Annotated in this window: 18 protein-coding genes; 4 read left to right on the forward strand and 14 right to left on the reverse strand. The window is 65.4% G+C overall.

Features of this window, described 5'->3' with window-relative positions:
* Nucleotides 1-36: 36 nt before the first annotated feature.
* Nucleotides 37-1,440, forward strand: a complete 1,404-nt coding sequence (locus tag F3J17_RS22620; protein ID WP_167063991.1) for an OFA family MFS transporter — start codon at nucleotides 37-39, stop codon at nucleotides 1,438-1,440.
* A gap of 13 nt (nucleotides 1,441-1,453) precedes the next feature.
* Nucleotides 1,454-1,594, forward strand: coding sequence for a DUF1145 domain-containing protein (locus F3J17_RS22625; protein ID WP_167063994.1), 141 nt, complete (start codon nucleotides 1,454-1,456; stop codon nucleotides 1,592-1,594).
* 124 nt (nucleotides 1,595-1,718) lie between these two features.
* Here F3J17_RS22625 and F3J17_RS22630 read toward each other — a convergent pair whose 3' ends face one another.
* The 14 genes from F3J17_RS22630 to F3J17_RS36310 all read right to left on the reverse strand — a co-directional run bounded on the left by F3J17_RS22630 (nucleotide 1,719) and on the right by F3J17_RS36310 (nucleotide 17,210).
* Nucleotides 1,719-2,741, reverse strand: coding sequence for an XdhC family protein (locus F3J17_RS22630; RefSeq protein WP_167063997.1), 1,023 nt, complete (start codon nucleotides 2,739-2,741; stop codon nucleotides 1,719-1,721).
* Entirely contained in the window at nucleotides 2,714-3,298 is a 585-nt protein-coding gene (locus F3J17_RS22635; protein WP_167064000.1) for a carbon monoxide dehydrogenase subunit G, read from the reverse strand. The genes F3J17_RS22630 and F3J17_RS22635 overlap by 28 nt, the downstream gene beginning before the upstream one ends.
* Nucleotides 3,289-4,569, reverse strand: coding sequence for a VWA domain-containing protein (locus tag F3J17_RS22640; RefSeq protein WP_167064003.1), 1,281 nt, complete (start codon nucleotides 4,567-4,569; stop codon nucleotides 3,289-3,291). The genes F3J17_RS22635 and F3J17_RS22640 overlap by 10 nt, the downstream gene beginning before the upstream one ends.
* Nucleotides 4,570-4,574: 5 nt before the next feature.
* Nucleotides 4,575-5,462 carry a MoxR family ATPase gene (locus tag F3J17_RS22645; protein ID WP_167064006.1) on the reverse strand — a complete coding sequence of 296 codons (888 nt, stop codon included), beginning with the start codon at nucleotides 5,460-5,462 and terminating at the stop codon, nucleotides 4,575-4,577.
* Between the two features lie 84 nt (nucleotides 5,463-5,546).
* A complete protein-coding gene (locus F3J17_RS22650; protein WP_167064010.1) occupies nucleotides 5,547-6,347 on the reverse strand; it encodes a xanthine dehydrogenase family protein subunit M in 801 nt (266 codons plus the stop codon).
* 13 nt (nucleotides 6,348-6,360) lie between these two features.
* Nucleotides 6,361-8,757, reverse strand: a complete 2,397-nt coding sequence (locus tag F3J17_RS22655) for a xanthine dehydrogenase family protein molybdopterin-binding subunit (RefSeq protein ID WP_167064013.1) — start codon at nucleotides 8,755-8,757, stop codon at nucleotides 6,361-6,363.
* Nucleotides 8,758-8,769: 12 nt separating this feature from the next.
* Complete coding sequence (locus F3J17_RS22660; RefSeq protein WP_167064016.1) at nucleotides 8,770-9,291, reverse strand: (2Fe-2S)-binding protein; 522 nt, start codon at nucleotides 9,289-9,291, stop codon at nucleotides 8,770-8,772.
* 395 nt (nucleotides 9,292-9,686) lie between these two features.
* Nucleotides 9,687-11,090, reverse strand: a complete 1,404-nt coding sequence (locus F3J17_RS22665; protein WP_167064019.1) for an amino acid permease — start codon at nucleotides 11,088-11,090, stop codon at nucleotides 9,687-9,689.
* Nucleotides 11,091-11,426: 336 nt separating this feature from the next.
* Nucleotides 11,427-12,083, reverse strand: a complete 657-nt coding sequence (gene rqpR, locus F3J17_RS22670; RefSeq protein WP_167064021.1) for a response regulator transcription factor RqpR — start codon at nucleotides 12,081-12,083, stop codon at nucleotides 11,427-11,429.
* The gene (locus F3J17_RS22675) at nucleotides 12,080-13,078 is read right to left on the reverse strand and encodes an ATP-binding protein (RefSeq protein WP_167064024.1); all 999 of its coding nucleotides are present in this window, start codon (nucleotides 13,076-13,078) and stop codon (nucleotides 12,080-12,082) included. The genes rqpR and F3J17_RS22675 overlap by 4 nt, the downstream gene beginning before the upstream one ends.
* Nucleotides 13,079-13,532: 454 nt before the next feature.
* Nucleotides 13,533-14,303 (reverse strand): ferredoxin--NADP reductase, encoded by a 771-nt coding sequence (locus F3J17_RS22680; RefSeq protein WP_167064027.1) that lies wholly within the window; start codon nucleotides 14,301-14,303, stop codon nucleotides 13,533-13,535.
* A gap of 592 nt (nucleotides 14,304-14,895) precedes the next feature.
* Complete coding sequence (locus tag F3J17_RS22685) at nucleotides 14,896-15,543, reverse strand: LysE family transporter (protein WP_167064340.1); 648 nt, start codon at nucleotides 15,541-15,543, stop codon at nucleotides 14,896-14,898.
* 137 nt (nucleotides 15,544-15,680) lie between these two features.
* The gene (locus F3J17_RS22690; protein WP_167064030.1) at nucleotides 15,681-16,484 is read right to left on the reverse strand and encodes an endonuclease/exonuclease/phosphatase family protein; all 804 of its coding nucleotides are present in this window, start codon (nucleotides 16,482-16,484) and stop codon (nucleotides 15,681-15,683) included.
* Between the two features lie 75 nt (nucleotides 16,485-16,559).
* A complete protein-coding gene (locus tag F3J17_RS36310; RefSeq protein WP_240161116.1) occupies nucleotides 16,560-17,210 on the reverse strand; it encodes a hypothetical protein in 651 nt (216 codons plus the stop codon).
* A 383-nt stretch (nucleotides 17,211-17,593) separates the two neighbouring features.
* Here F3J17_RS36310 and F3J17_RS22700 point away from each other — a divergent pair, with 383 nt between their 5' ends.
* Together F3J17_RS22700 and F3J17_RS22705 are read left to right on the forward strand one after the other, a co-directional pair.
* A complete protein-coding gene (locus F3J17_RS22700; protein WP_167064033.1) occupies nucleotides 17,594-17,833 on the forward strand; it encodes a DUF4148 domain-containing protein in 240 nt (79 codons plus the stop codon).
* 212 nt (nucleotides 17,834-18,045) lie between these two features.
* A complete protein-coding gene (locus tag F3J17_RS22705) occupies nucleotides 18,046-19,152 on the forward strand; it encodes an NAD(P)/FAD-dependent oxidoreductase (protein WP_167064036.1) in 1,107 nt (368 codons plus the stop codon).
* Nucleotides 19,153-19,186: the final 34 nt, after the last annotated feature.

Raw genomic sequence — 19,186 nt, forward strand, 5'->3', positions numbered from 1 at the left:
TGATGACGAACATACGCTTCCCAGGGAGACCGACCAATGAGCAGCGTTGCGGATTCGACGCGCGGCACCGCAGCCGCGCCCTTCTTTTCCAAGGAGGCCACCATTGCACCGCCCGGCTTTTCGCGCTGGATGGTGCCGCCCGCCGCGCTCGCGGTGCATCTGTGCATCGGCCAGGCCTACGCCTTCTCGGTGTTCAACTCGCCGCTCACGAAAGTGATCGGTATTACGCAGTCGTCGCCTGACGACTGGACGCTCACCTCGCTTGGCTGGATTTTCTCGCTGGCGATCGTGTTTCTGGGTCTTTCGGCTGCGTTCGGCGGCAAGTGGCTCGAACGCGTCGGCCCGCGCCGCACGATGTTCACGGCGGCCTGCTGCTTTGGCGGCGGCTTCCTCGTCTCGGCGCTCGGCGTCTATCTGCACCAGATCGCGCTGCTGTATCTCGGCTATGGCGTGATCGGCGGCATCGGGCTGGGCCTGGGCTATGTTTCGCCGGTGTCGACGCTGATCCGCTGGTTCCCGGACCGCCGCGGCATGGCGACGGGCCTTGCCATCATGGGCTTCGGCGGCGGCGCGATGATCGCGGCACCGCTGTCCGTGATGCTGATGAAGCACTTCTCCAGCAGCACCAGCGTGGGCGTGGCGCAGACCTTCGTGGTGCTGGGCGTGGCCTACTTCATCTCGATGACGATCGGCTCGATCGCCATTCGCGTGCCCGCCAAGGACTGGAAGCCGGCAGGCTGGACGCCGCCCGCGACGAGCGGCAAGCTGGTTTCGCGCTCGCACGTGCATATCGATCAGGCGCTCAAGACGCCGCAGTTCTACCTGATCTGGCTGGTGCTGTTCCTCAACGTCACGGCGGGCATCGGCATTCTCGGCCAGGCTTCGGTGATGATTCAGGAAAGCTTCAAGGACACCGTCACCGCGGGCGCAGCAGCCGGTTTCGTCGGACTGCTTTCGCTCTTCAACATGGGCGGGCGTTTCGTGTGGGCGTCGGCGTCTGACTGGGTCGGCCGCAAGAACACGTACTTCATCTTCTTCGTGTTCGGCGCGGTGCTGTACTACGCGGTCCCGCAGTTCGCGCAGAGCGGCAACATCGTGTTCTTCGTGCTGGCCTACTGCCTGATTCTCTCGATGTACGGCGGCGGCTTCTCGACCGTGCCCGCGTATCTTGCGGACATGTTCGGCACGGCTTTCGTCGGCGGCATTCACGGGCGTCTCTTGACCGCATGGGCGGCAGCGGGCGTGGCGGGTCCGGTGCTGGTGAACTACGTGCGTGCCTATCAGGTGGCGCACGGCGTGGCCAAGGCCGATGCCTACACGATGACCGTTCACATCATGGCGTCGCTGCTGGTGGTGGGTTTCATCTGCAATCTGCTGGTGCGCCGAGTCGACGAGAAGCATCACATGAGCGACGCGCAACTCGCGGCCGCGGGCAAATAAGGAGCGCACGATCATGACGAATGCAAGCAACGCAACCGCAGCGCCGAAGCAGTCGAACAAGCTGCTGATGGCGGTATTCTGGCTCTACGTGGTGGTGCCGCTCGTGTGGGGCGTGACCAACACGCTCGCGCAGGCCATGAAGCTGTTTGGCTGATGCGCTGATCTTGCCGATATCGCCGGTTCAGGCGTGAAGGCATAAAAAACGGGCCGCAAGCGTCAAGCTGCGGCCCGTTTTGCATGGTTTTTCCACTTGCGCGGCTGCGCCGCTTCGCCCGGCCTCAAACGTCGCAACTCGACCCGACGCTCGCGGCCTGCTCGCGCGCGGCCTTCGCGCCTTCGACCTTGAGGATGGTGGGCAGCGATACGCCATTCTTCGCCGCCGTGACTTCCGCGAGAATCGACACGGCGATTTCCGGCGGCGTTCTGCTGCCGATATAAATGCCCACCGGCCCATGCAGGCGCGCGAGTTCGGCGTCGCTCAGATCGAATTCCTTGAGCCGTTCACGCCGCGCCGCATTGTTGCGCCGCGAACCGAGCGCGCCCACATAGAACGCGCGCGTCTTGAGCGCCTCCATCAGCGCGAGATCATCGAGCTTGGGGTCGTGCGTGAGCGCGATCACGGCGCAGCGCTCGTCGAGATTCATGTCGAGCACGGTGTCGTCGGGCATGGTGCGCACGAGCGTGGTGCCGGGGATGCTCCAGGTGTCGGTGTATTCCTCGCGCGGGTCGCACACGGTCACCTGATAGTCGAGCCCCACGGCAATCTGGCAGAGATAGCGCGACAACTGCCCCGCGCCGATCACCAGCATGCGATAGCGCGGGCCGTGGATCGTCAGCAGTCGTTCGCCGTCGAAGTCCACGCCGTCGGTGGCGCTGGCGGGCCCGAGCGTGGCGCGGCCCGAGGCGACATCGAGCGTGCGCGCCACCAGCTGGCCGCGCTCGACCGTCTCCAGCAGCGCGCGGATGCCGGAGCCTTCATTGAGCGGCTCCAGCACGAGCTGGATGGTGCCGCCGCAGGGCAGCCCGAAGCGATGCGCCTCTTCCGCCGTGATGCCGTACTTCACGGCTTCCGGCTTGACGATGTGGATGCCTTCGCGGCGCACGCGATCGATCAGATCGTCCTCGATACAGCCGCCCGACACCGAGCCGACCACGAGGCCATCGTCGCGTACGACGAGCATCGCGCCTTCCGGACGCGGCGACGAGCCCCACGTCTTCACCACCGTCACCAGCAGGGCGCGGTGACCTTCCTCGAGCCAGCGTACGCTGGATTTCAGGACTTCGAGATCCACGCTGTCCATGATCGTTTCCTTTTTTGCGGTTCTTCGCCGCCGTCGGCGTCGCTGCCTTCGGCGGTATTTGAATCAGTTTCGTTTTGCGGCGCTTCGGCTTCGGCGTCCGGTGGGCATGGTTCGCCCGCGCCCAGCTGCTCGCCGAAGCGCTTGAAAAATTCGGCGGCGATCTTGCGCGCGGCGCCATCCACCAGACGCGAGCCGATCTGCGCGAGCTTGCCACCCACCTGCGCGCTGGCGGTGTAGTTGAGCGTGGTCGCGTTGTCACCGGCGGCTTCGAGCGTTACGCGCGCGTCACCCTTGCCGAATCCCGCCGCGCCGCCCTGGCCTTCGAACTGGATCGTGTAGCTGCGCGGCGCGTCGATATCGGCGAGCTGCATGCGGCCCTTGAAACGCGCCTTGACGGGGCCTACGGCGGCAGTCAGCGCGACAGCATAAGTGTTTTCGCCGTCGGCTTCGATGCTCTCGCATCCTGGAATACACACCTTAAGTATCGCCGTATCGTTGAGCGCTTCCCAGGCGCGCTGCTGCGGCACCGGCAGCGTGTGGCTTTCGGTCAGCTCCATCGTATCGCTCCTTGCGTTGTCGCAGGCTTAATGTCCTGTTGCGTTCCATGCAATGGTGCGCGCTCTGGCGGCCGGCGATCCGGCGCCCGGCGGTCCGGCGGCGCTTCGCGCAGGCTGCGCCCGAACGCTTCGAGGCTTTCCAGGTTGTGCACGGGATAGTGGGCGTCGACATGCGGCAGCATCGCCTGCACGCCGCGCGCCTTCGGCGTGAAGCCGCCAAAGCGCAGCAGCGGATTGAGCCACACCACGCGATGCGCGAAGCGATGCAGCCGCGCCATTTCGTCGGCGAGCCCGCCGCCGGGATCGTGGTCGAGGCCGTCGGTGACCAGCAGCACCGTGGCGCGACCGCCCAGTACGCGGCGCGCCCAGCGCCGGTTGAACTGCGCCAGCGTTTCGCCGATGCGTGTGCCGCCCGACCAGTCCGCCACCTGCGCGCAAAGCTGCGCGAGCGCCACGTCGGGGTCGCGTTCGCGCAGTGCGCGCGTGGCGTGCGTGAGGCGCGTGCCGAACAGGAACACCTGCAGGCGTTCGCGCGATTGCAGCAGTGCGTGGCAGAAGTACAGCACGGCGCGCGAATAACTGCTCATCGATCCGGAGATGTCGAGCAGCAGCACCAGCGGCAATTTGCGTTCGACGCGCGCGCGGTATTTCCACACAGTCCAGTCGCCGCCCGCTCGCACGGCCTGGCGCGCGCTCGCACGCAGATCCGCATGTGTGCCGTGCGAGGCGGCTTTCAGACGGCGCGTGGGCGCGGTCGCAAGCGGCAGGCGGCGCGCGCGGATCAGATGGCGCAGCGTGCGCCATTCATCGGCGCAAAGGGTGTCGAAGTCGCGCTGGCGCAGTCGTTCTTCGGCGCTGAAGGTCGCGTGCGCGCGTAATTCGTGCTCCTCGACGCTGGCGGGCGGTTTCGCGCCCGTGCGTGCAGCAGGCCGCGCGGCGAGCGCATCGGCGAGACGGTTGTTGCGCCGTGGCGGCGGCAGGCCGCCCTGGACCTTCGGCAGCAGCAGCGCGCGCAGCTTGTTTTCCCAGTCGGGATCGCGCCAGAACAGCGCAAAGGCCGTGTCGAACAGCTCGCGTTCGTCGGGTGCGGCAGTGAGCACGGCGGCCAGCGCCGAGCGCACGTCGTCGCGACGGGCGAGATCGATATGGCTGAGCGCTTCGAGCGCGTCGACAGCGCGTGCGCTCGCCATTGGCAGACCCGCGCCGCGCAGCACGCGCACGAAATGCACGATGTTGCGCGCAAGCATGGGCGGGGCGCTGTCTGCGGGCATCGGCGCTACTCCGCAAGCGCGAGCGTTTCGGCGATCCGTTGCGCGTCGAGCTGCGCGAGATCGTCCTGATACTTGAGCAGCACGCCCAGCGTGTCCTGCACCGATTGTGGATCGAGTTCCGTCACCGCGAGCGCCGATAGCGCGCGGCACCAGTCGATCGTTTCGGCGATGCCTGGCGCCTTGAACAGATCCATCGTACGCAACTGATGTACGAACGCCACCGCACGCCGCTGCAATTCAAGGCTGGTCTGCGGCGCGCGCGCCGCGACGATCGCCAGTTCCCGCTCGCGCTCCGGATAACCGAGCCATTGATACAGGCAGCGGCGCTTGAGCGCGTCATGCACTTCGCGCGTGCGATTGGACGTGACGATCACGAGCGGCGGCACTTTCGCGCGCACCGTGCCGTATTCCGGAATCGATACCTGGAAGTCCGAAAGAAGCTCCAGCAGGAAGGCTTCGAACGGTTCGTCGGCGCGATCGATTTCGTCGATCAACAGAACGCGGCGCGCGTCGGCTTGCTTGGGGTCGGGTTCGAGCGCCTGTAGAAGCGGGCGTTTGAGCAGGAATTCATCGCGATAGAGCGTGTCGGCGCGAGGCGTTTCGCCCGCCGATTCGGCCAGACGCAGCGCCATGATCTGGCGCGGGTAGTCCCATTCGTAGAGCGCGCTGGCAGTATCCAATCCTTCGTAGCACTGCAGGCGCAGCAGCGTCGTGCCGCTGAGCGCGGCGGCCGCCTTTGCAAGCTCGGTCTTGCCGACGCCGGGTTCCCCTTCGAGGAAAAGCGGCCGCTCCATCTTGAGCGCGAGAAAAAGCGCGGTAGCCAGTTCGCGGCTCGCGAAATAACGCTGCGCTTCGAGCTGCGCGAGCGTGTCGTCGATCGTGGCGGGGAGCATGGCGGGCCTGATATCGATATGAAAACACCGCTGCCCGCGCCGCGCCTGATCGTTGGCGCGCGCGGGCAGAGTGCGCGAGTGTGGCTAGCCGAGCGCCTTCGTCACCGCCCGCGCCGTCAACACCGGGATCAGATGCGCGCGATAGTCGGCGCTCGCGTGCAGATCGGTGTTGAGATCGTTGGGGGCGATGGTCACGGCGCGCGCGGCGGCAGCGGTGAAGTTCGCCTTCAGCGCATCTTCCAGCGCAGTTGCGCGAAACACGGAAGACGCCGCGCCCGTCACCGCCACGCGCACGTTTCCATCCGCAAACTGCGCGACGAACACGCCGGTCAACGCGAAGTGCGAAGCGGGATTGCGAAACTTCTCGTAGGCCGAGCGCTGCGGCACAGGAAATTCGACGGCCACGATCAGCTCGTCGGGTTCGAGCGCCGTTTCGTACATGCCGAGGAAAAAGTCGTCGGCGGCGATGCGGCGGCGGTCCGTCACGACCGTCGCGTTCAGGCCCAGCACGGCGGCGGGATAGTCGGCGGCGGGGTCGTCGTTGGCGAGCGACCCGCCCAGCGTGCCGAGCGCGCGCACCTGTCTATCGCCGATATGCGCTGCAAGCTGCGCGAGACCCGGCAAGGTGGCCTGAATCTGCGCGTTCGCGGCCACATCGGCATGACAAACCGCCGCGCCGATCTTCACGACCTTGCCGTCGACGTCGATCGACTTCAGTTCGGGAATGCGCGTGACGTCGATGAGCGTGGAAGGCTGCGCGAGCCGCAGTTTCATCGCCGCGAGCAGGCTTTGTCCGCCTGCGAGATATTTCGCTTCGGTGTCGGCGGCAAGGGCTTTCACTGCGCCTTGCGCGTCGCTGGCGCGCTGGTAGTCGAATGCATACATGGTGCGCCTCCGCTCAAGGTTGGGTTGAAGACTGCGCTTCGCGAATGGCCTGCCATACGCGATGGGGCGTGGCTGGCATCTGTATGTCCTTCACGCCGAGGGGCGCGAGCGCATCCAGAATCGCGTTGATGACGGCAGGCGGCGAGCCGATTGCGCCCGCCTCGCCGCAGCCCTTCACGCCGAGCGGATTGTGCGTACAGGGCGTGCCTTTCGCGGTTTCCACCGTAAATGAAGGTACATCCGAAGCATGCGGCATCGCGTAGTCCATATACGAGCCGGAGAGCAACTGTCCGCTTTCGTTGTCGTACACGCAGCGCTCCAGCATCGCCTGGCCGATGCCTTGTCCCAGTCCGCCATGCACCTGGCCTTCGACGATCATCGGATTGATGACGTTGCCGAAGTCGTCGACAGCCGTGAAGCGTTCGATGCGCGTCTCGCCGGTATCGGGATCGATTTCGACTTCGCAGATATACGCGCCGGACGGATAGGTGAAATTGGTCGGATCGTAAAAGGCGCTTTCGTCGAGACCCGGTTCCAGCGTTTCCAGCGGATAGTTGTGCGGCACGTAGGCCGCGAGCGAAATTTCCGCGAACGTTTTGGTGCGGTCGGTGCCCGCGACGCGGAACACGCCGTTGGCAAACTCGATATCTTCGACGCCCGCTTCCAGCATATGCGCGGCGATCTTCTTCGCTTTCGCCTCGATCTTGTCGAGCGCTTTCATGATCGCCGATCCGCCCACGGCAATCGAGCGCGAGCCATACGTGCCCATGCCGAACGGAATGCGCGCGGTGTCGCCGTGCACGATTTCGATCTGCTCGATCGGCACGCCCAGGCGCTCGGAAACCACTTGTGCAAAGGTAGTTTCGTGTCCTTGACCGTGGCTGTGGGAACCGGTGAACACGGTCACCGACCCGGTAGGATTCACGCGGATTTCGCCCGCTTCGAACAGGCCCGCGCGTGCGCCCAGCGCGCCCGCGATATTCGATGGCGCGAGACCGCACGCTTCGATGTAGCACGAATAGCCGAGGCCGCGCAGCATGCCGCGCGCCTTCGATTCGTCGCGTCGTGCGGGAAAGTTTTTGACATCCGCGAGTTCGAGCGAACGCGACAGACACGCTTCGTAATCGCCGATGTCGTAGGTGAGGCCCACGGGCGTCGCGTACGGAAAGGTCTTGATGAAATTGCGGCGGCGCAGTTCGACAGGGTCGATATTGAGTTCGCGCGCGGCGGTTTCCACCAGGCGTTCGACCACATAGGTCGCTTCAGGACGCCCCGCGCCGCGATACGCATCCACTGGCACGGTGTTCGTGAACACGGCCTTCACTTCGGCGTAGATCGCGGGCGTGGTGTACTGGCCCGCGAGCAGCGTCGCGTAAAGAATGGTCGGCACGCTCGACGCGAAGGTCGAAAGATACGCGCCCATGTTTGCCGTGGTGTGCACCCGCATCGCGAGGAATTTGCCGTCCTTGTCGAGGGCGAGTTCGGCCTGGGTTACATGATCGCGGCCATGTGCATCCGAAATAAAGGATTCCGAACGTTCCGCGGTCCACTTGATCGGGCGGCGCAATTTCTTCGATGCCCACGTGAGCGCGACGTCTTCGGCGTAAAGGAAAATCTTCGAGCCGAAGCCGCCGCCCACATCGGGCGCGACGATGCGCAGTTTCGTTTCCGGCAGCGCCAGCACGAACGCGGCCATCAGCAGGCGCTCGACGTGCGGGTTCTGGTTCGCCACGTAGACCGTGTAACTGTCGTCGTGCTGTGTGTAGCTGGCGTTGACGGCGCGCGGCTCGATGGCGTTCGGCACCAGCCGGTTGTTGACGATGTGCAGCGTGGTGACGTGCGCGGCCTGCGCGAAGGCGGCGTCGGTGGCGGCCTTGTCGCCGTGGCCCCACGTGTAGCAGGTGTTGTCCGGCACGGCGTCGTGCACGAGCGGCTGGCCCGCGTCGGCGGCATGCGCCGTGTCGATGGCGGCGGGCAGTTCCTCGTAATCGACTTCGACGAGTTCGGCGGCGTCCTTCGCTTCCTTGAGCGATTCGGCGATCACCAGCGCAACCTGATCGCCTACGTGCAGCGCCTTGTCGTGCGCGATCACGGGATGCGGCGGCTCGTGCATGGGCGTGCCGTCGATGCTGTGGATCAGCCAGCCGCACGGCAGGCCGCCCACGTTTTCGGCGGCGAGATCGCGGCCGGTGAAGACGGCCACCACGCCGGGCGCGGCCTGCGCGGCGTTCGTATCGATGCTACGGATGCGCGCGTGGGCGTGCGGCGAGCGCACGAATACGGCGTAAGTCTGCGCGGGCAGCACGACGTCGTCGGTGTACTGGCCTGCGCCGGTGAGGAAGCGATAGTCTTCCTTGCGCTTGATCGATGCGCCGATCATGTGCGGCGTCGGGGAGTCGGGTGCGTTCATGGCCGTCTCCCTTTATGCCGCGGCGGCGGGTTGTGAGGCCATGCCTTCTGCGCCCGCGAGCACGGCCTTCACGATGTTGTGATAGCCCGTACAGCGACACAGATTGCCGTCGAGGTTCGCGCGCACATCGGCTTCGGTGAGGCCGGGCTTATCGTTGGCCAGCGCCACGGCGCTCATCACCATGCCGGGCGTGCAGAAGCCGCACTGCAAGCCGTGACACTCGCGGAACGCCGCCTGCATCGGGTGGAGCGTGCCGTAGATCGCGCCGTTGCCGACTTCGTGGCCATTGGCGGCGGAAAGACCCTCGATGGTGGTCACGCTCATCCCTTCGCACTGCACGGCGAGCGTGTTGCACGATTTGACCGCGCGCCCGTTCAGATGGACGGTGCAGGCCCCGCACTGGGCGGTGTCGCAGCCGACGTGCGTGCCGGTCAGGCGTCGCTGCTCGCGCAGGAACTGGACCAGAAGCGTGTGGGGTTCGATCTGCGCGGTCACGGGCTGGCCGTTGACCGTCAGGCTGAGACTGATCGTCATTGAACGTCTCCTGTGTCGGCCGGAGTTGGCGCTTCAGCGCCTACTCCGGCCCCATGCCGCCAAAGGCGGCGCGGCCCGAATCAGCGCTGCGCGTTCTACCGGTCCAGCACAAATATTGGGAGGGGAGACCTGCCTGGGGCATGCAATCGCCCCGGCGGGTGCGTTGCTGTTCAGTAATGCCTACGATTGCCTGAGACTGCCTGGAGCTTTTAACCGTACTACGAGAAATCTTGCGCTTACGTTCGCTCAGTAAAGCACAAATCGCCCTCTGGCGCTGCGCGGGCTTTTCCCGTCTGCGAACGTTCGGCTGGTTTCTGCCGGTGTGCGCGCAAAAGAAAAACGGCCCGCGCGGAGAACCGGGCGGGCCGTTGCAGTGCAGCGAAAATCAGCGCTTTTTACTCGTGCGGATGATGCGCCAGGCGCGCATGGCGGCGCGAGTAAAGGAAGTAAATCGCGAGGCCAATCACCAGCCAGACGATGAACGCCACCCACGTGAGCCACGCGAGGTTGAGCATCAGGAACAGGCACGAGGCCACCGCCAGAACCGGCACCACCGGCACGCCGGGGCAGCGGAACGCGCGCGGCAGGTCCGGGTGCGTCTTGCGCAGCACCAGCACGGCGATCGACACCATCGAGAACGCCGCGAGCGTGCCGATGTTGATCAGCTCGGCGAGCACGTTCAGCGGCACCAGCGCGCCGATCAGGCCGAAGAAAATGCCCACCAGCCAGGTCGTGAAGAACGGCGTGGCATAGCGCGGATGCACCTTGGACAGCTTCGCCGGCAGCAGGCCGTCACGCGACATCGCGAAGATGATGCGGGTCTGGCCGTAGCTCATCACCAGAATCACGGTCAGCATGCCCAGCACCGCGCCCAGATCGATGAAGCCCGCCACCCACTTCTCGCCCGCCACCTGCAGCGCGTACGAAACCGGGTGGCCGATATTGGCGAACTGCTGCCACGGCACGATGCCCGTGACGACCGCCGCAACCGACACATACAGCACCGCGCACACGGCCAGCGAAGCGATGATGCCGACCGGCAGATCGCGCTTCGGGTTCTTCACTTCTTCGGCGGCGGAGGACACCGCATCGAAGCCGATGAAGGCGAAGAACATCACCGCCGCCGCGCCGAACACGCCATTCCAGCCGTGCGGCATGAACGGATGCCAGTTGGCGGGCGTGACGTGGAATGCGCCCACGGCGATCACCAGCAACACGACCGTGACCTTGATCGCGACCATGATGTTGTTGATGCGGGTGGATTCGCGCACGCCGATCGACAGCAGCGCGGTGATCCCCATCATCACGAGGAAGGCGGGCAGGTTAAAGAGCGTGTGCACGCCCGGCAGCGCGCCGGGCGCGGCCGTGAGCGCGGTCGGCAGCGACACGCCGAAGCCCGAGAGCAGCGACTGCAGATAGCCCGACCAGCCCACCGATACCGCCGAACTGGCCAGCCCGTATTCGAGCATCAGATCCCAGCCGATGATCCACGCGATCAGCTCGCCGAGCGTCGCGTACGAGTAGGTGTAGATCGAACCGGCCACGGGAATGGTCGAGGCGAATTCGGCGTACGAGAGCGCGGCGAAGCAGCAGGCCACGGCGGCGACCAGGAACGAGACCATCAGCGCCGGGCCGGCCTGGACCGCGCCGGTGCCGGTCAGCACGAAAATGCCGGTGCCGATAATCGCGCCGATGCCGAGAAAAGTCAGGTCCAGTGCGCCGAGGGCTTTCTTCAGACCAGCGCCCTTGGCGCTCGCCTGCATCATCAGCTCGACGTTCTTCTTTCGAAAGAGGGACATTTGGCGGGGAACTCCAGGTGTAACGGGTGAAACGCGGCGCAGGCGCTCGAAAAGAAAAATCGCGCCTCGCGTGCCGTATGTCGGGGAAACCCATAATTTTAGCCGATCGCAGCTTTCAGACCGATTGATTCGGGCTGTTTTGGGCCGTTTTGAGGCGATTCCGGGCCAACATGCGTCGATAACTGGCGAGTGCGCGCAGTCGATTTCGCCGCAAAGCGACTTCGGCGCGCGCAATCCTGCCCGCGCACGCCGCAAGCGGCGGAATTCATTTCCGCATCAAGGGCTTATGGCGAGAAGGCCGCCTTAGTGGCCTTCGCGGGGGCGTCCGGGGCCGGCTCAGACCGTCGGCGCGGGGGAGAGGTCGATGAGCTGGTTGCTCATGACGTAGAACGTCAGCTCGGCGTTATTGGCGAGCTTCATCTTTTCGAGCAGGCGCGTGCGGTACACGCTCACCGTTTTCACCGACAGCGACAGCGTATGCGCGATATCGGTCAGACGTTTGCCCGAGGCCAGCATGCACAGCGTCTGGTATTCGCGGTCGGAGAGCTTTTCGTGCGGCAGCTGTTCGCCGTCGATCAGCACGTAATCGGCGAGTGCTTCGGCCATCGCTGGGCTCACGTATTTGCGGCCGCTCGCGACCTGCTGGATCGCCGCGGTCATCTGCGTGGCGTCCACCGTCTTCGAGAGATAGCCCGATGCGCCGGCCTTGAGCGCGCGCACGGCGTATTGATCCTCGCGATACATCGAGAACATCAGCACCGGCAGGCGCGGCGCTTTCTTCTTCGCGCGCTTGAGCACTTCGATGCCGCTCATGTCGGGCAGCGAGATGTCGAGCAGCACCACGTCGCAGGCGTGTTTGGCGATGGCGGTGAGCGCTTCCGCGCCGGTCTGCGCCTCGATCACTTCGCTGGCAATGCCGCGGTCGAGCAGCAGTTGGCGCACGCCCTGGCGCACCACGGCGTGATCGTCGACGAGCAGGATGCGCAGGGTCATGAGTGGATGCCTTGAACGGGATTCGGAGCGAGATCGGCGGCCGTGCGCGAGAGCAGCGTGTCCCAGAAGAAGCGCGCCTCGACGGTGGTGCCGGGGCGCTCGCGCGCTTCGGGCGCGGCATCGGCGGCGAGCGGGTTGGCCGTGGCGCGCAGCGCGCCGCCAAAAGCGGCGCAGCGTTCGCGCATGCCGGCGATGCCGTAGGCGCCGCGCCGGTTGATGCCGTCTTCTGCCGAAGGCGCGACGTCTTCGCGCTGGCCGCTGTGCTTCTTGGCGCGCCGCGCCGCTTCGCGCGACAGGCCGATGCCGTCGTCTATCACGCTGAGCACCAGCGCGTACGGCGTGCAGGCAAGGCGTACTTCGACGCGCGACGCCTGGGCGTGGCGCGCGACGTTAGTGAGCGCTTCCTGCGCCACGCGGAAGATCGCAAGCGCCGCTTCGGCGGGCAGATGCGCGAGCCGTTCTGCGTCTTCGGCGGTGAAGCCTTTGCGGTTGTGTTCGATGGAAGGGCGGGCCGTGAAGGTGGCGGCGAGACCCGTGCGCGCGCCAAAGCCGCGCGTCCAGTTCGCCAGCGCCGTCGCGAGGCCTTCGTCGAGTTCGGGAGCATGCAGGCCGTCGAGTACGTGGCGCACGGCCTCGGCGGCGGCGTCGAGCGAGCGCACCACCAGTTCAAGCGCCTGGGCGCATTGCGGCGAGGCGTCGGCGGGCAGCCACGTTTGAACGTTTGCCAGCGCGAAGCGCGTGGCGGCCAGTTCGGCGCCCACGCTGTCGTGCAGTTCGCGCGCGAGACGGCGGCGCGCGGCTTCGTCGGCGTGGACCCGCGCCGCGCCTGCCGCGACGATCTGCCGCTGCACCCGCGCGATGGCATCGAGCGCCGCACGCGCCCCTTCGGCGTCGGCGAGGAAGGAAAGTCCACCATCCGCGTGCGCGGAGCGCGTGCCGGACGCGTCCGCGCGAGGCGGGCGCGCGTCGAACGCGGCGTAAGTCGACGTATCCATCAATCCCCCGTGAATTCCATTAAGGAACCGATTCCCTGCTGATGTTCTGACGTTGCCCATGCCGGCGCAGCCAGAGCCGGCGTGGCTCCCACGGCACGGCGCAGCGTAACGAAATTTACATACGGTAACAACCTGGCACTGATACCACCAGACAAACCGGTTTGGCCTATGCTGCGCCGCGATAATATCCCAAAAAAGGAAAACCTTCAGTCAGGACAAGGCTTAACGGCACAACGCTGAGAGCCTGCATGAAGTCGGCTCTTCGCATTTTTGTAGGAAAAACTCTGACACGGAACTTACGTGAATTCCGCGAAAAATGTAACCGCTGGGCATCATTTCATGGCGGAGTGTGGCGCGCAAGCCGCGAAAAAAAACCGGAGCGCATGGCTCCGGTTTTGGGGTCGGCGTTGACCGAAAACCAGTCGTAAGACTGTGGTCTGACGTTAAGCCAGATTTAGCCCACGAAGGCCTTTTCGATCACGTAATGACCCGGCTCGTTGTTGCTGCCTTCCTTGAGGCCGGCCCTCTCGAGCAGTTCGACCGTGTCGCGCAGCATGTGCGTGCTGCCGCACAGCATGATGCGGTCGCGCTCGGGCGTGAATGCCGGCAGATCGAGGTCGGCGAACAGCTTGCCGGTGTCGATCAGTTCGGTGATACGGCCGCGGTTGTCGAACACTTCGCGCGTGACGGTCGGGTAGTAGACCAGCTTCTCGCGCACGATCTCGCCGAGGTATTCGTGCTCGCGCAGTTCTTCGGTGATGAACTCCTTGTACGCGAGTTCATCGACGAAACGGCACGTGTGCGTCAGGACGATCTTGTCGAAACGGTCGTAAATGTCCGGGTCCTTGATGATCGACATGAACGGGGCGAGGCCCGTGCCGGTCGACAGCATCCACAGGACCTTGCCGGGCAGCAGGTTGTCCGCGACCAGCGTACCGACCGGCTTCTTGCCGATCAGCACCTTGTCGCCCACCTTCAAGTGCTGCAGGCGCGACGTGAGCGGACCATCCGGCACCTTGATGCTGAGGAATTCGAGATGCTCTTCGTAGTTCGCGCTCGCGAGCGAGTACGCGCGCATCAGCGGCTTGCCGTCCACTTCGAGGCCGACCATGGTGAACTGGCCGTTGTCAAAACGCAGGGCCTGGTCGCGCGTGCACGTGAAGCTGAAAAGCGTGTCGGTCCAGTGGTGGACGCTCAGAACGGTTTCTTCGGTGAATTTGCTCATGGTTCCTGAAGGTGCGAAACAAGGTCCGCCCAGTGGGCGTTCCTTCCGGCCGATCACGCGAGGCATGACGGGCGCGGTCTTGACGATGCGCGGCGCGCGCGGTGAGCCGCGAAATGCGCCGCTGTGTGCCTGGCCTGCGGACGCGACGCTTGCCTCGCCAGTCCTGCGCGCGCTGCATCGCCGGCCCGCCGCGCTGTGGCGAACAAGGCGCAATCCGCCATTTTACCGCGAGCGCGCTTCGTGGGCGGCGCCGTTTCGAAGGGGAAGGAGCCCCGGCCTAACGGCAGGGCGCTTGCTGGCGGTTCGCTGGCAATCACTTGCTGGCACCCGCACGCGGAGCGTGACGGGGATCGCTGGCATCGGCTGGGAGGCGGCGCCGTGACGGGCGCGCTTGCCGCAAGCGGCGTGCGTTTGGTACGGGTTCCGCACCTGAATATCGACGCACACCGGCGATTTACTACGATTGTTCGTCCCAAATGATACCGGAAGGTCTGTCAGACCGCAGCATAGACCCTGCTGGCGTGGCAGTTTCGGCGTGCCTTCGGGCCGTTTTGCAGCCTCTTTGCGACGTTTTACCGCTGATTTCCGTGTTTCAGCGATCGGCGGCGAGTTTGGCGGCGAGACCGATCAGCGCCGTACCGCAAAAGGCGTCGATCGGGCGGCGCAGACGCTTGTAGCCGCGCTGGGTGCGGTGATCGGCGAACAGCAGCGCGAGGCTCGCGTGCCAGCCGAACGACATCGACGCCACCAGCGCGAGCGCCGCGCCGTAAAACCAAGTCGGCGGATCGGCGGGAAACACGGCGGCGAACACACTGGTCCAGAACACGCACGACTTCGGATTGGTCAGGCAGGTGAGGAAGCCCGCGCGCCAGGTGCGAAACCACGTGCGGCGATCGGGCGGCGGCAGCGGTGCGACCGGCGCTTCGGGCACCGCTTGCGCCGGCTCCTTGCGCACGCCCGAGCGCAGCAGCTTGAAGCCGAACCACAGCAGATAGAGTGCGCCGCCGATGCGCACGCCCTGATAAAGCCAGTCGATTTTCTGCAGCACGGCGGCAAAGCCGAGCATGGCGAGCGCCGCCCACAGCGTCGACCCCGCCCCCACGCCGAACGCCGAGGCGATGCCCAGACCGCGCCGTCCCGCGAGCGAAAGCTGCGTCACCATGAAGAAGTTCGGCCCAGGACTGATGAGCGCAAACAGATAGACGATGGCGATCTGGAGCAGGGTGGCGAGCGGGTGCATGGCGGCGACAGGCAGCAAAGAAAAGCGCGCCGTTCAAGGCGCGCGACGCGTCATGGTAACGCGCTTGTATCGGTGTCCTGCCGATGTTTTTGGCGCGCCGTTGCACGCGCGCGTCATTCGCGCAGTTATTCGCGCAGTTATTCGATCCTCAGTCGCGCCATATACGGCAAATGATCGGACAGCCAGGCCGTTTCCTGCGCGGGCTGGAGCAGCTCGATGGGCTTGATGCCGCGCACGAACATCTTGTCGAGCGCCAGCGCCGGCGAAAACGCCGGGAAGGTGCGCGCGGGCTCGCCGAGCAGCGTCGCCACTTCCTGCATGCCGTGCTCCGCGAACAGCGGCACCGAATCGTTGCGCCAGTCGTTGAAGTCGCCCGCGAGCACGAGCGGGCCGTCGGGCGCTTCCTTGGCGATCCAGTGCGCGATCCACGTCATTTGCCGCATGCGCGCGCTGCGCGTGAGCGCGAGGTGCGCGCACAGCAGCGTGACCGAGCGGCCCGCAACGCTTGCACGCGCAACCAGCAGGCCGCGCCGCTCGAAACGGTGCGCCGAGATATCCCAGCGTCCGCCCAGATCGAGCGGATGCGGCGAAAGAATCGCATTGCCGTGCCGCCACGAAGGCTTGAACACGTTCGGCCCCAGAGCGATCTGCAGATCCAGCGCATGGGCGATTTCGCTTGCCTGGCACTGCCAGACATCTTCGAGCGGATCGCCCAGCGGCGCGCCAAAGGTGGAGGACAGCAAGGGCTGCGGCAGACGCCGCGCCATCGCTTCCTGGAGAAACCAGGCATCGGCGTGAGTGGATTGCACCCAGCGGCGCATCGCTTCCCAGGCCTGAAAGCCGAGCGGCGAACGGCCCTTGTGCAGGTTCCAGCTCACCGCGACGAAGTCCCCGGGATGGGCCGGGTCCATGTCGATCAGAGGTTGTTCGAAATTTCGCATGCTGGTTACGACGGGTTCTTACGACGGTTTCGAGCGGACATCGGCGCGGACTTCGGAGTGCACTTCACGCGCCGCTCAGGGCTGCGCCGACGGCGGCGCAAGGCTGGCGCGCACGCGATAAACAATCGTCGGGTCCTTGTCCACGATGGTCCAGTTCACCCACTGGCCCGCCGGCACGTTCAGGCCCGGGTGGCTCGCGCCGATCTGGCGCGGCTGCGGCGGCAGCTTGCAGCCGTCGGTGGTCTTGGGCGCGCTGGGGTTTTCCAGCGTTTCCTGGGCTTCGATCTGAAGCAGCGCCGCGCTGGCATTGGCCTGCAACGGCGAGACAGTGATGGTGCGTTGCAGGTCGATGCTGCCCGCGGGCTGATCCTTGCAACCGACGTTGTGTGTAACGACCTTGTGGTGCGTATCGGTGCGCGCCTGGCCCACCGTGGTGGTGCCGTCGAACGAATCGATCTGCTGGCCGTCGCGCATCACCTGCAGCGTCCACTGGACGGCGGCGGGCGAGCCGCCAGGCGTCACGGCCACGCTCGCCGATGCCGGTTGCGCCGCCGTCTGCGAGGCCGTCTTCGCGAGCGCCGCGCTGGCGGCGGCGTCGGTGAATCCGTTCGGCGCTGACGCCGGCGAGGCAGGCGCGCTCTGGGCGTGGGCGCTGGCAGCCATGAGGGCGGCAGCAGCGCACAACGCAGCGGCGAGGTAAGGCTTCAGCGGGTTCAACAACGTCATCTCCAGGCGCTCCATTCACGCGTGCCGGATCAGGCAAGGGTGTCGGTTTATGACCATCGATCCTATACCGGGTTCGCAAACGCCGGACCGCAACAGTCCATTGCAGATGGGGACGACGCGTCCACGCTTCAACCATCGCGCATATCGGCATTTGCTATGCGTGCGCAACGATGGTGCATTTTTATTCGCCTCATTAATCGTATTGTTATCGACATTGCAACGGTGACTTGCTGTTTATTAGGATGGTTTATCGATAGTACGTGTTTACACTGAACTCATTGCGATTCACCCCCTCAGCGCGAATGCCGGTAAGTGCCGGTAGAAACAGCCAGATTTGCTCGCGCCGATTACCGCCGATTACCCCGTCGTTGAAAGGATTCGTCATGAACAAGACCGTCTCGCTCGCTGCCCTCGTCCTCGCTGCCGCGACTGCTTTTGCCGCTGCGCCTGCTTTTGCGTCCGCCAATGTGGCGAAAACCCGCGCCGAAGTGAAGGCCGAGCTCGCTCAGGCGCGCGCCAACGGCGAAATGCAAAACCCGAATTCGCCGGATTACCCGCAGCAGTTCGCCACAGGCGGCTACACCGCGCCGCGCGTGCAGGTCGCGACGCCGCGCTCGCGCTAAGCTGCGCTCACCGTTTGAATCGATCCGCATCGCTACACGTCAAGCCGTGTTCGCCAGCGCGCCTTCGCGCGCGTTGCGCCTTCGGAAGCGACGCCGCTCACGGCGTACAATTTTCGTGAGGCGGCGCTGACAGAGCGCCCAACGCATAGACGCAGGTGGCGCGCGAGAGCAGAGGCCGCGCTGCCGCATTCGCCGGAGGCGGGCGCAGCAATATGGATCAGATCGAATGTGTGGTGATCGGCGCGGGCGTGGTTGGCCTGGCCGTAGCGCGCGCGATGGCCGCGCGCGGACGCGAAGTGATCGTGCTGGAGGCCGCCGACGCGATCGGCACCAGCACCAGCTCGCGCAATAGCGAAGTGATCCATGCGGGGCTGTACTACCCGCGCGGCTCGCTCAAAGCCACGCTGTGCGTGCGCGGCCGCGAAATGCTCTACGACTACTGCGCCTCGCGCAACGTCGCGCATTCGCGCTGCGGCAAGCTGCTGGTGGCGACCGCGCCTGCGCAGATCGCGCAACTCGATTCGATCCTCGCGCGTGGCAAGGAAAACGGCGTGTTCGACCTCACGCGCATCAGCGCCAGCGAAGCGCTTTCGCTCGAACCGGCGCTCGAATGCGTGGCGGCGGTGTACTCGCCGCAGACGGGCATCGTCGACAGTCATCAACTGATGCTGGCCCTGCAAGGCGATGCTGAACGCGACGGCGCCATGGTCGCGCTCAAATCGCCGGTCGAATCGATCGACGCTACCGCCAATGGTTTCGTGATCCGCACGGGCGGCGATGCGCCCACCGAAATCCGCGCGGCCTGTCTCATCAACAGCGCGGGCCTGCACGCGACGGCGCTCGCCAAACGCATCCGCGGGCTCGATCCGCGTCATATTCCGCCGCTCTATCTGGCGCGCGGCAATTACTTCAGCGTGTCGGGCCGCGTGCCGTTTTCGCGCCTGATTTATCCGATGCCCAACGAAGCCGGACTGGGCGTGCATCTGACGCTCGATCTGGGCGGCCAGGCGCGTTTCGGTCCCGACGTCGAATGGATCAAGTCGATCGATTACGACGTCGATCCGCATCGCGCCGAATCGTTCTACGCGCAGATCCGCAGCTACTGGCCCGGTCTCGCCGACGGCGCGCTGCAGCCGGCTTACGCGGGCATCCGTCCCAAGCTCTCGGGCCCGGGCGAGCCCGCCGCCGATTTCGTGATTCAGGGCAGCGCCGCGCACGGCGTGCGCGGGCTTGTGAATCTGTTCGGGATCGAATCGCCGGGGCTCACCGCATCGCTGGCCATCGCACAGCGCGTGTGCGAGGTTTCCGGCAACGCCTAGCGCGTCAGCCTGTACGCACAGGCCTTGCGTCAAT

It is taken from the genome of Burkholderia sp. Ax-1719 (assembly GCF_011753055.1).
GTDB lineage: Bacteria > Pseudomonadota > Gammaproteobacteria > Burkholderiales > Burkholderiaceae > Paraburkholderia.

Excerpts from the sequence above, each read along its gene's own strand:
- F3J17_RS22620 (WP_167063991.1), top strand. The coding sequence starts at position 37 with ATGAGCAGCGTTGCGGATTCGACGCGCGGCACCGCAGCCGCGCCCTTC.
- F3J17_RS22625 (WP_167063994.1), top strand. The coding sequence starts at position 1,454 with ATGACGAATGCAAGCAACGCAACCGCAGCGCCGAAGCAGTCGAACAAG.
- F3J17_RS22630 (WP_167063997.1), bottom strand. The coding sequence starts at position 2,741 with ATGGACAGCGTGGATCTCGAAGTCCTGAAATCCAGCGTACGCTGGCTC.
- F3J17_RS22635 (WP_167064000.1), bottom strand. The coding sequence starts at position 3,298 with ATGGAGCTGACCGAAAGCCACACGCTGCCGGTGCCGCAGCAGCGCGCC.
- F3J17_RS22640 (WP_167064003.1), bottom strand. The coding sequence starts at position 4,569 with ATGCCCGCAGACAGCGCCCCGCCCATGCTTGCGCGCAACATCGTGCAT.
- F3J17_RS22645 (WP_167064006.1), bottom strand. The coding sequence starts at position 5,462 with ATGCTCCCCGCCACGATCGACGACACGCTCGCGCAGCTCGAAGCGCAG.
- F3J17_RS22650 (WP_167064010.1), bottom strand. The coding sequence starts at position 6,347 with ATGTATGCATTCGACTACCAGCGCGCCAGCGACGCGCAAGGCGCAGTG.
- F3J17_RS22655 (WP_167064013.1), bottom strand. The coding sequence starts at position 8,757 with ATGAACGCACCCGACTCCCCGACGCCGCACATGATCGGCGCATCGATC.
- F3J17_RS22660 (WP_167064016.1), bottom strand. The coding sequence starts at position 9,291 with ATGACGATCAGTCTCAGCCTGACGGTCAACGGCCAGCCCGTGACCGCG.
- F3J17_RS22665 (WP_167064019.1), bottom strand. The coding sequence starts at position 11,090 with ATGTCCCTCTTTCGAAAGAAGAACGTCGAGCTGATGATGCAGGCGAGC.
- rqpR (WP_167064021.1), bottom strand. The coding sequence starts at position 12,083 with ATGACCCTGCGCATCCTGCTCGTCGACGATCACGCCGTGGTGCGCCAG.
- F3J17_RS22675 (WP_167064024.1), bottom strand. The coding sequence starts at position 13,078 with ATGGATACGTCGACTTACGCCGCGTTCGACGCGCGCCCGCCTCGCGCG.
- F3J17_RS22680 (WP_167064027.1), bottom strand. The coding sequence starts at position 14,303 with ATGAGCAAATTCACCGAAGAAACCGTTCTGAGCGTCCACCACTGGACC.
- F3J17_RS22685 (WP_167064340.1), bottom strand. The coding sequence starts at position 15,543 with ATGCACCCGCTCGCCACCCTGCTCCAGATCGCCATCGTCTATCTGTTT.
- F3J17_RS22690 (WP_167064030.1), bottom strand. The coding sequence starts at position 16,484 with ATGCGAAATTTCGAACAACCTCTGATCGACATGGACCCGGCCCATCCC.
- F3J17_RS36310 (WP_240161116.1), bottom strand. The coding sequence starts at position 17,210 with ATGACGTTGTTGAACCCGCTGAAGCCTTACCTCGCCGCTGCGTTGTGC.
- F3J17_RS22700 (WP_167064033.1), top strand. The coding sequence starts at position 17,594 with ATGAACAAGACCGTCTCGCTCGCTGCCCTCGTCCTCGCTGCCGCGACT.
- F3J17_RS22705 (WP_167064036.1), top strand. The coding sequence starts at position 18,046 with ATGGATCAGATCGAATGTGTGGTGATCGGCGCGGGCGTGGTTGGCCTG.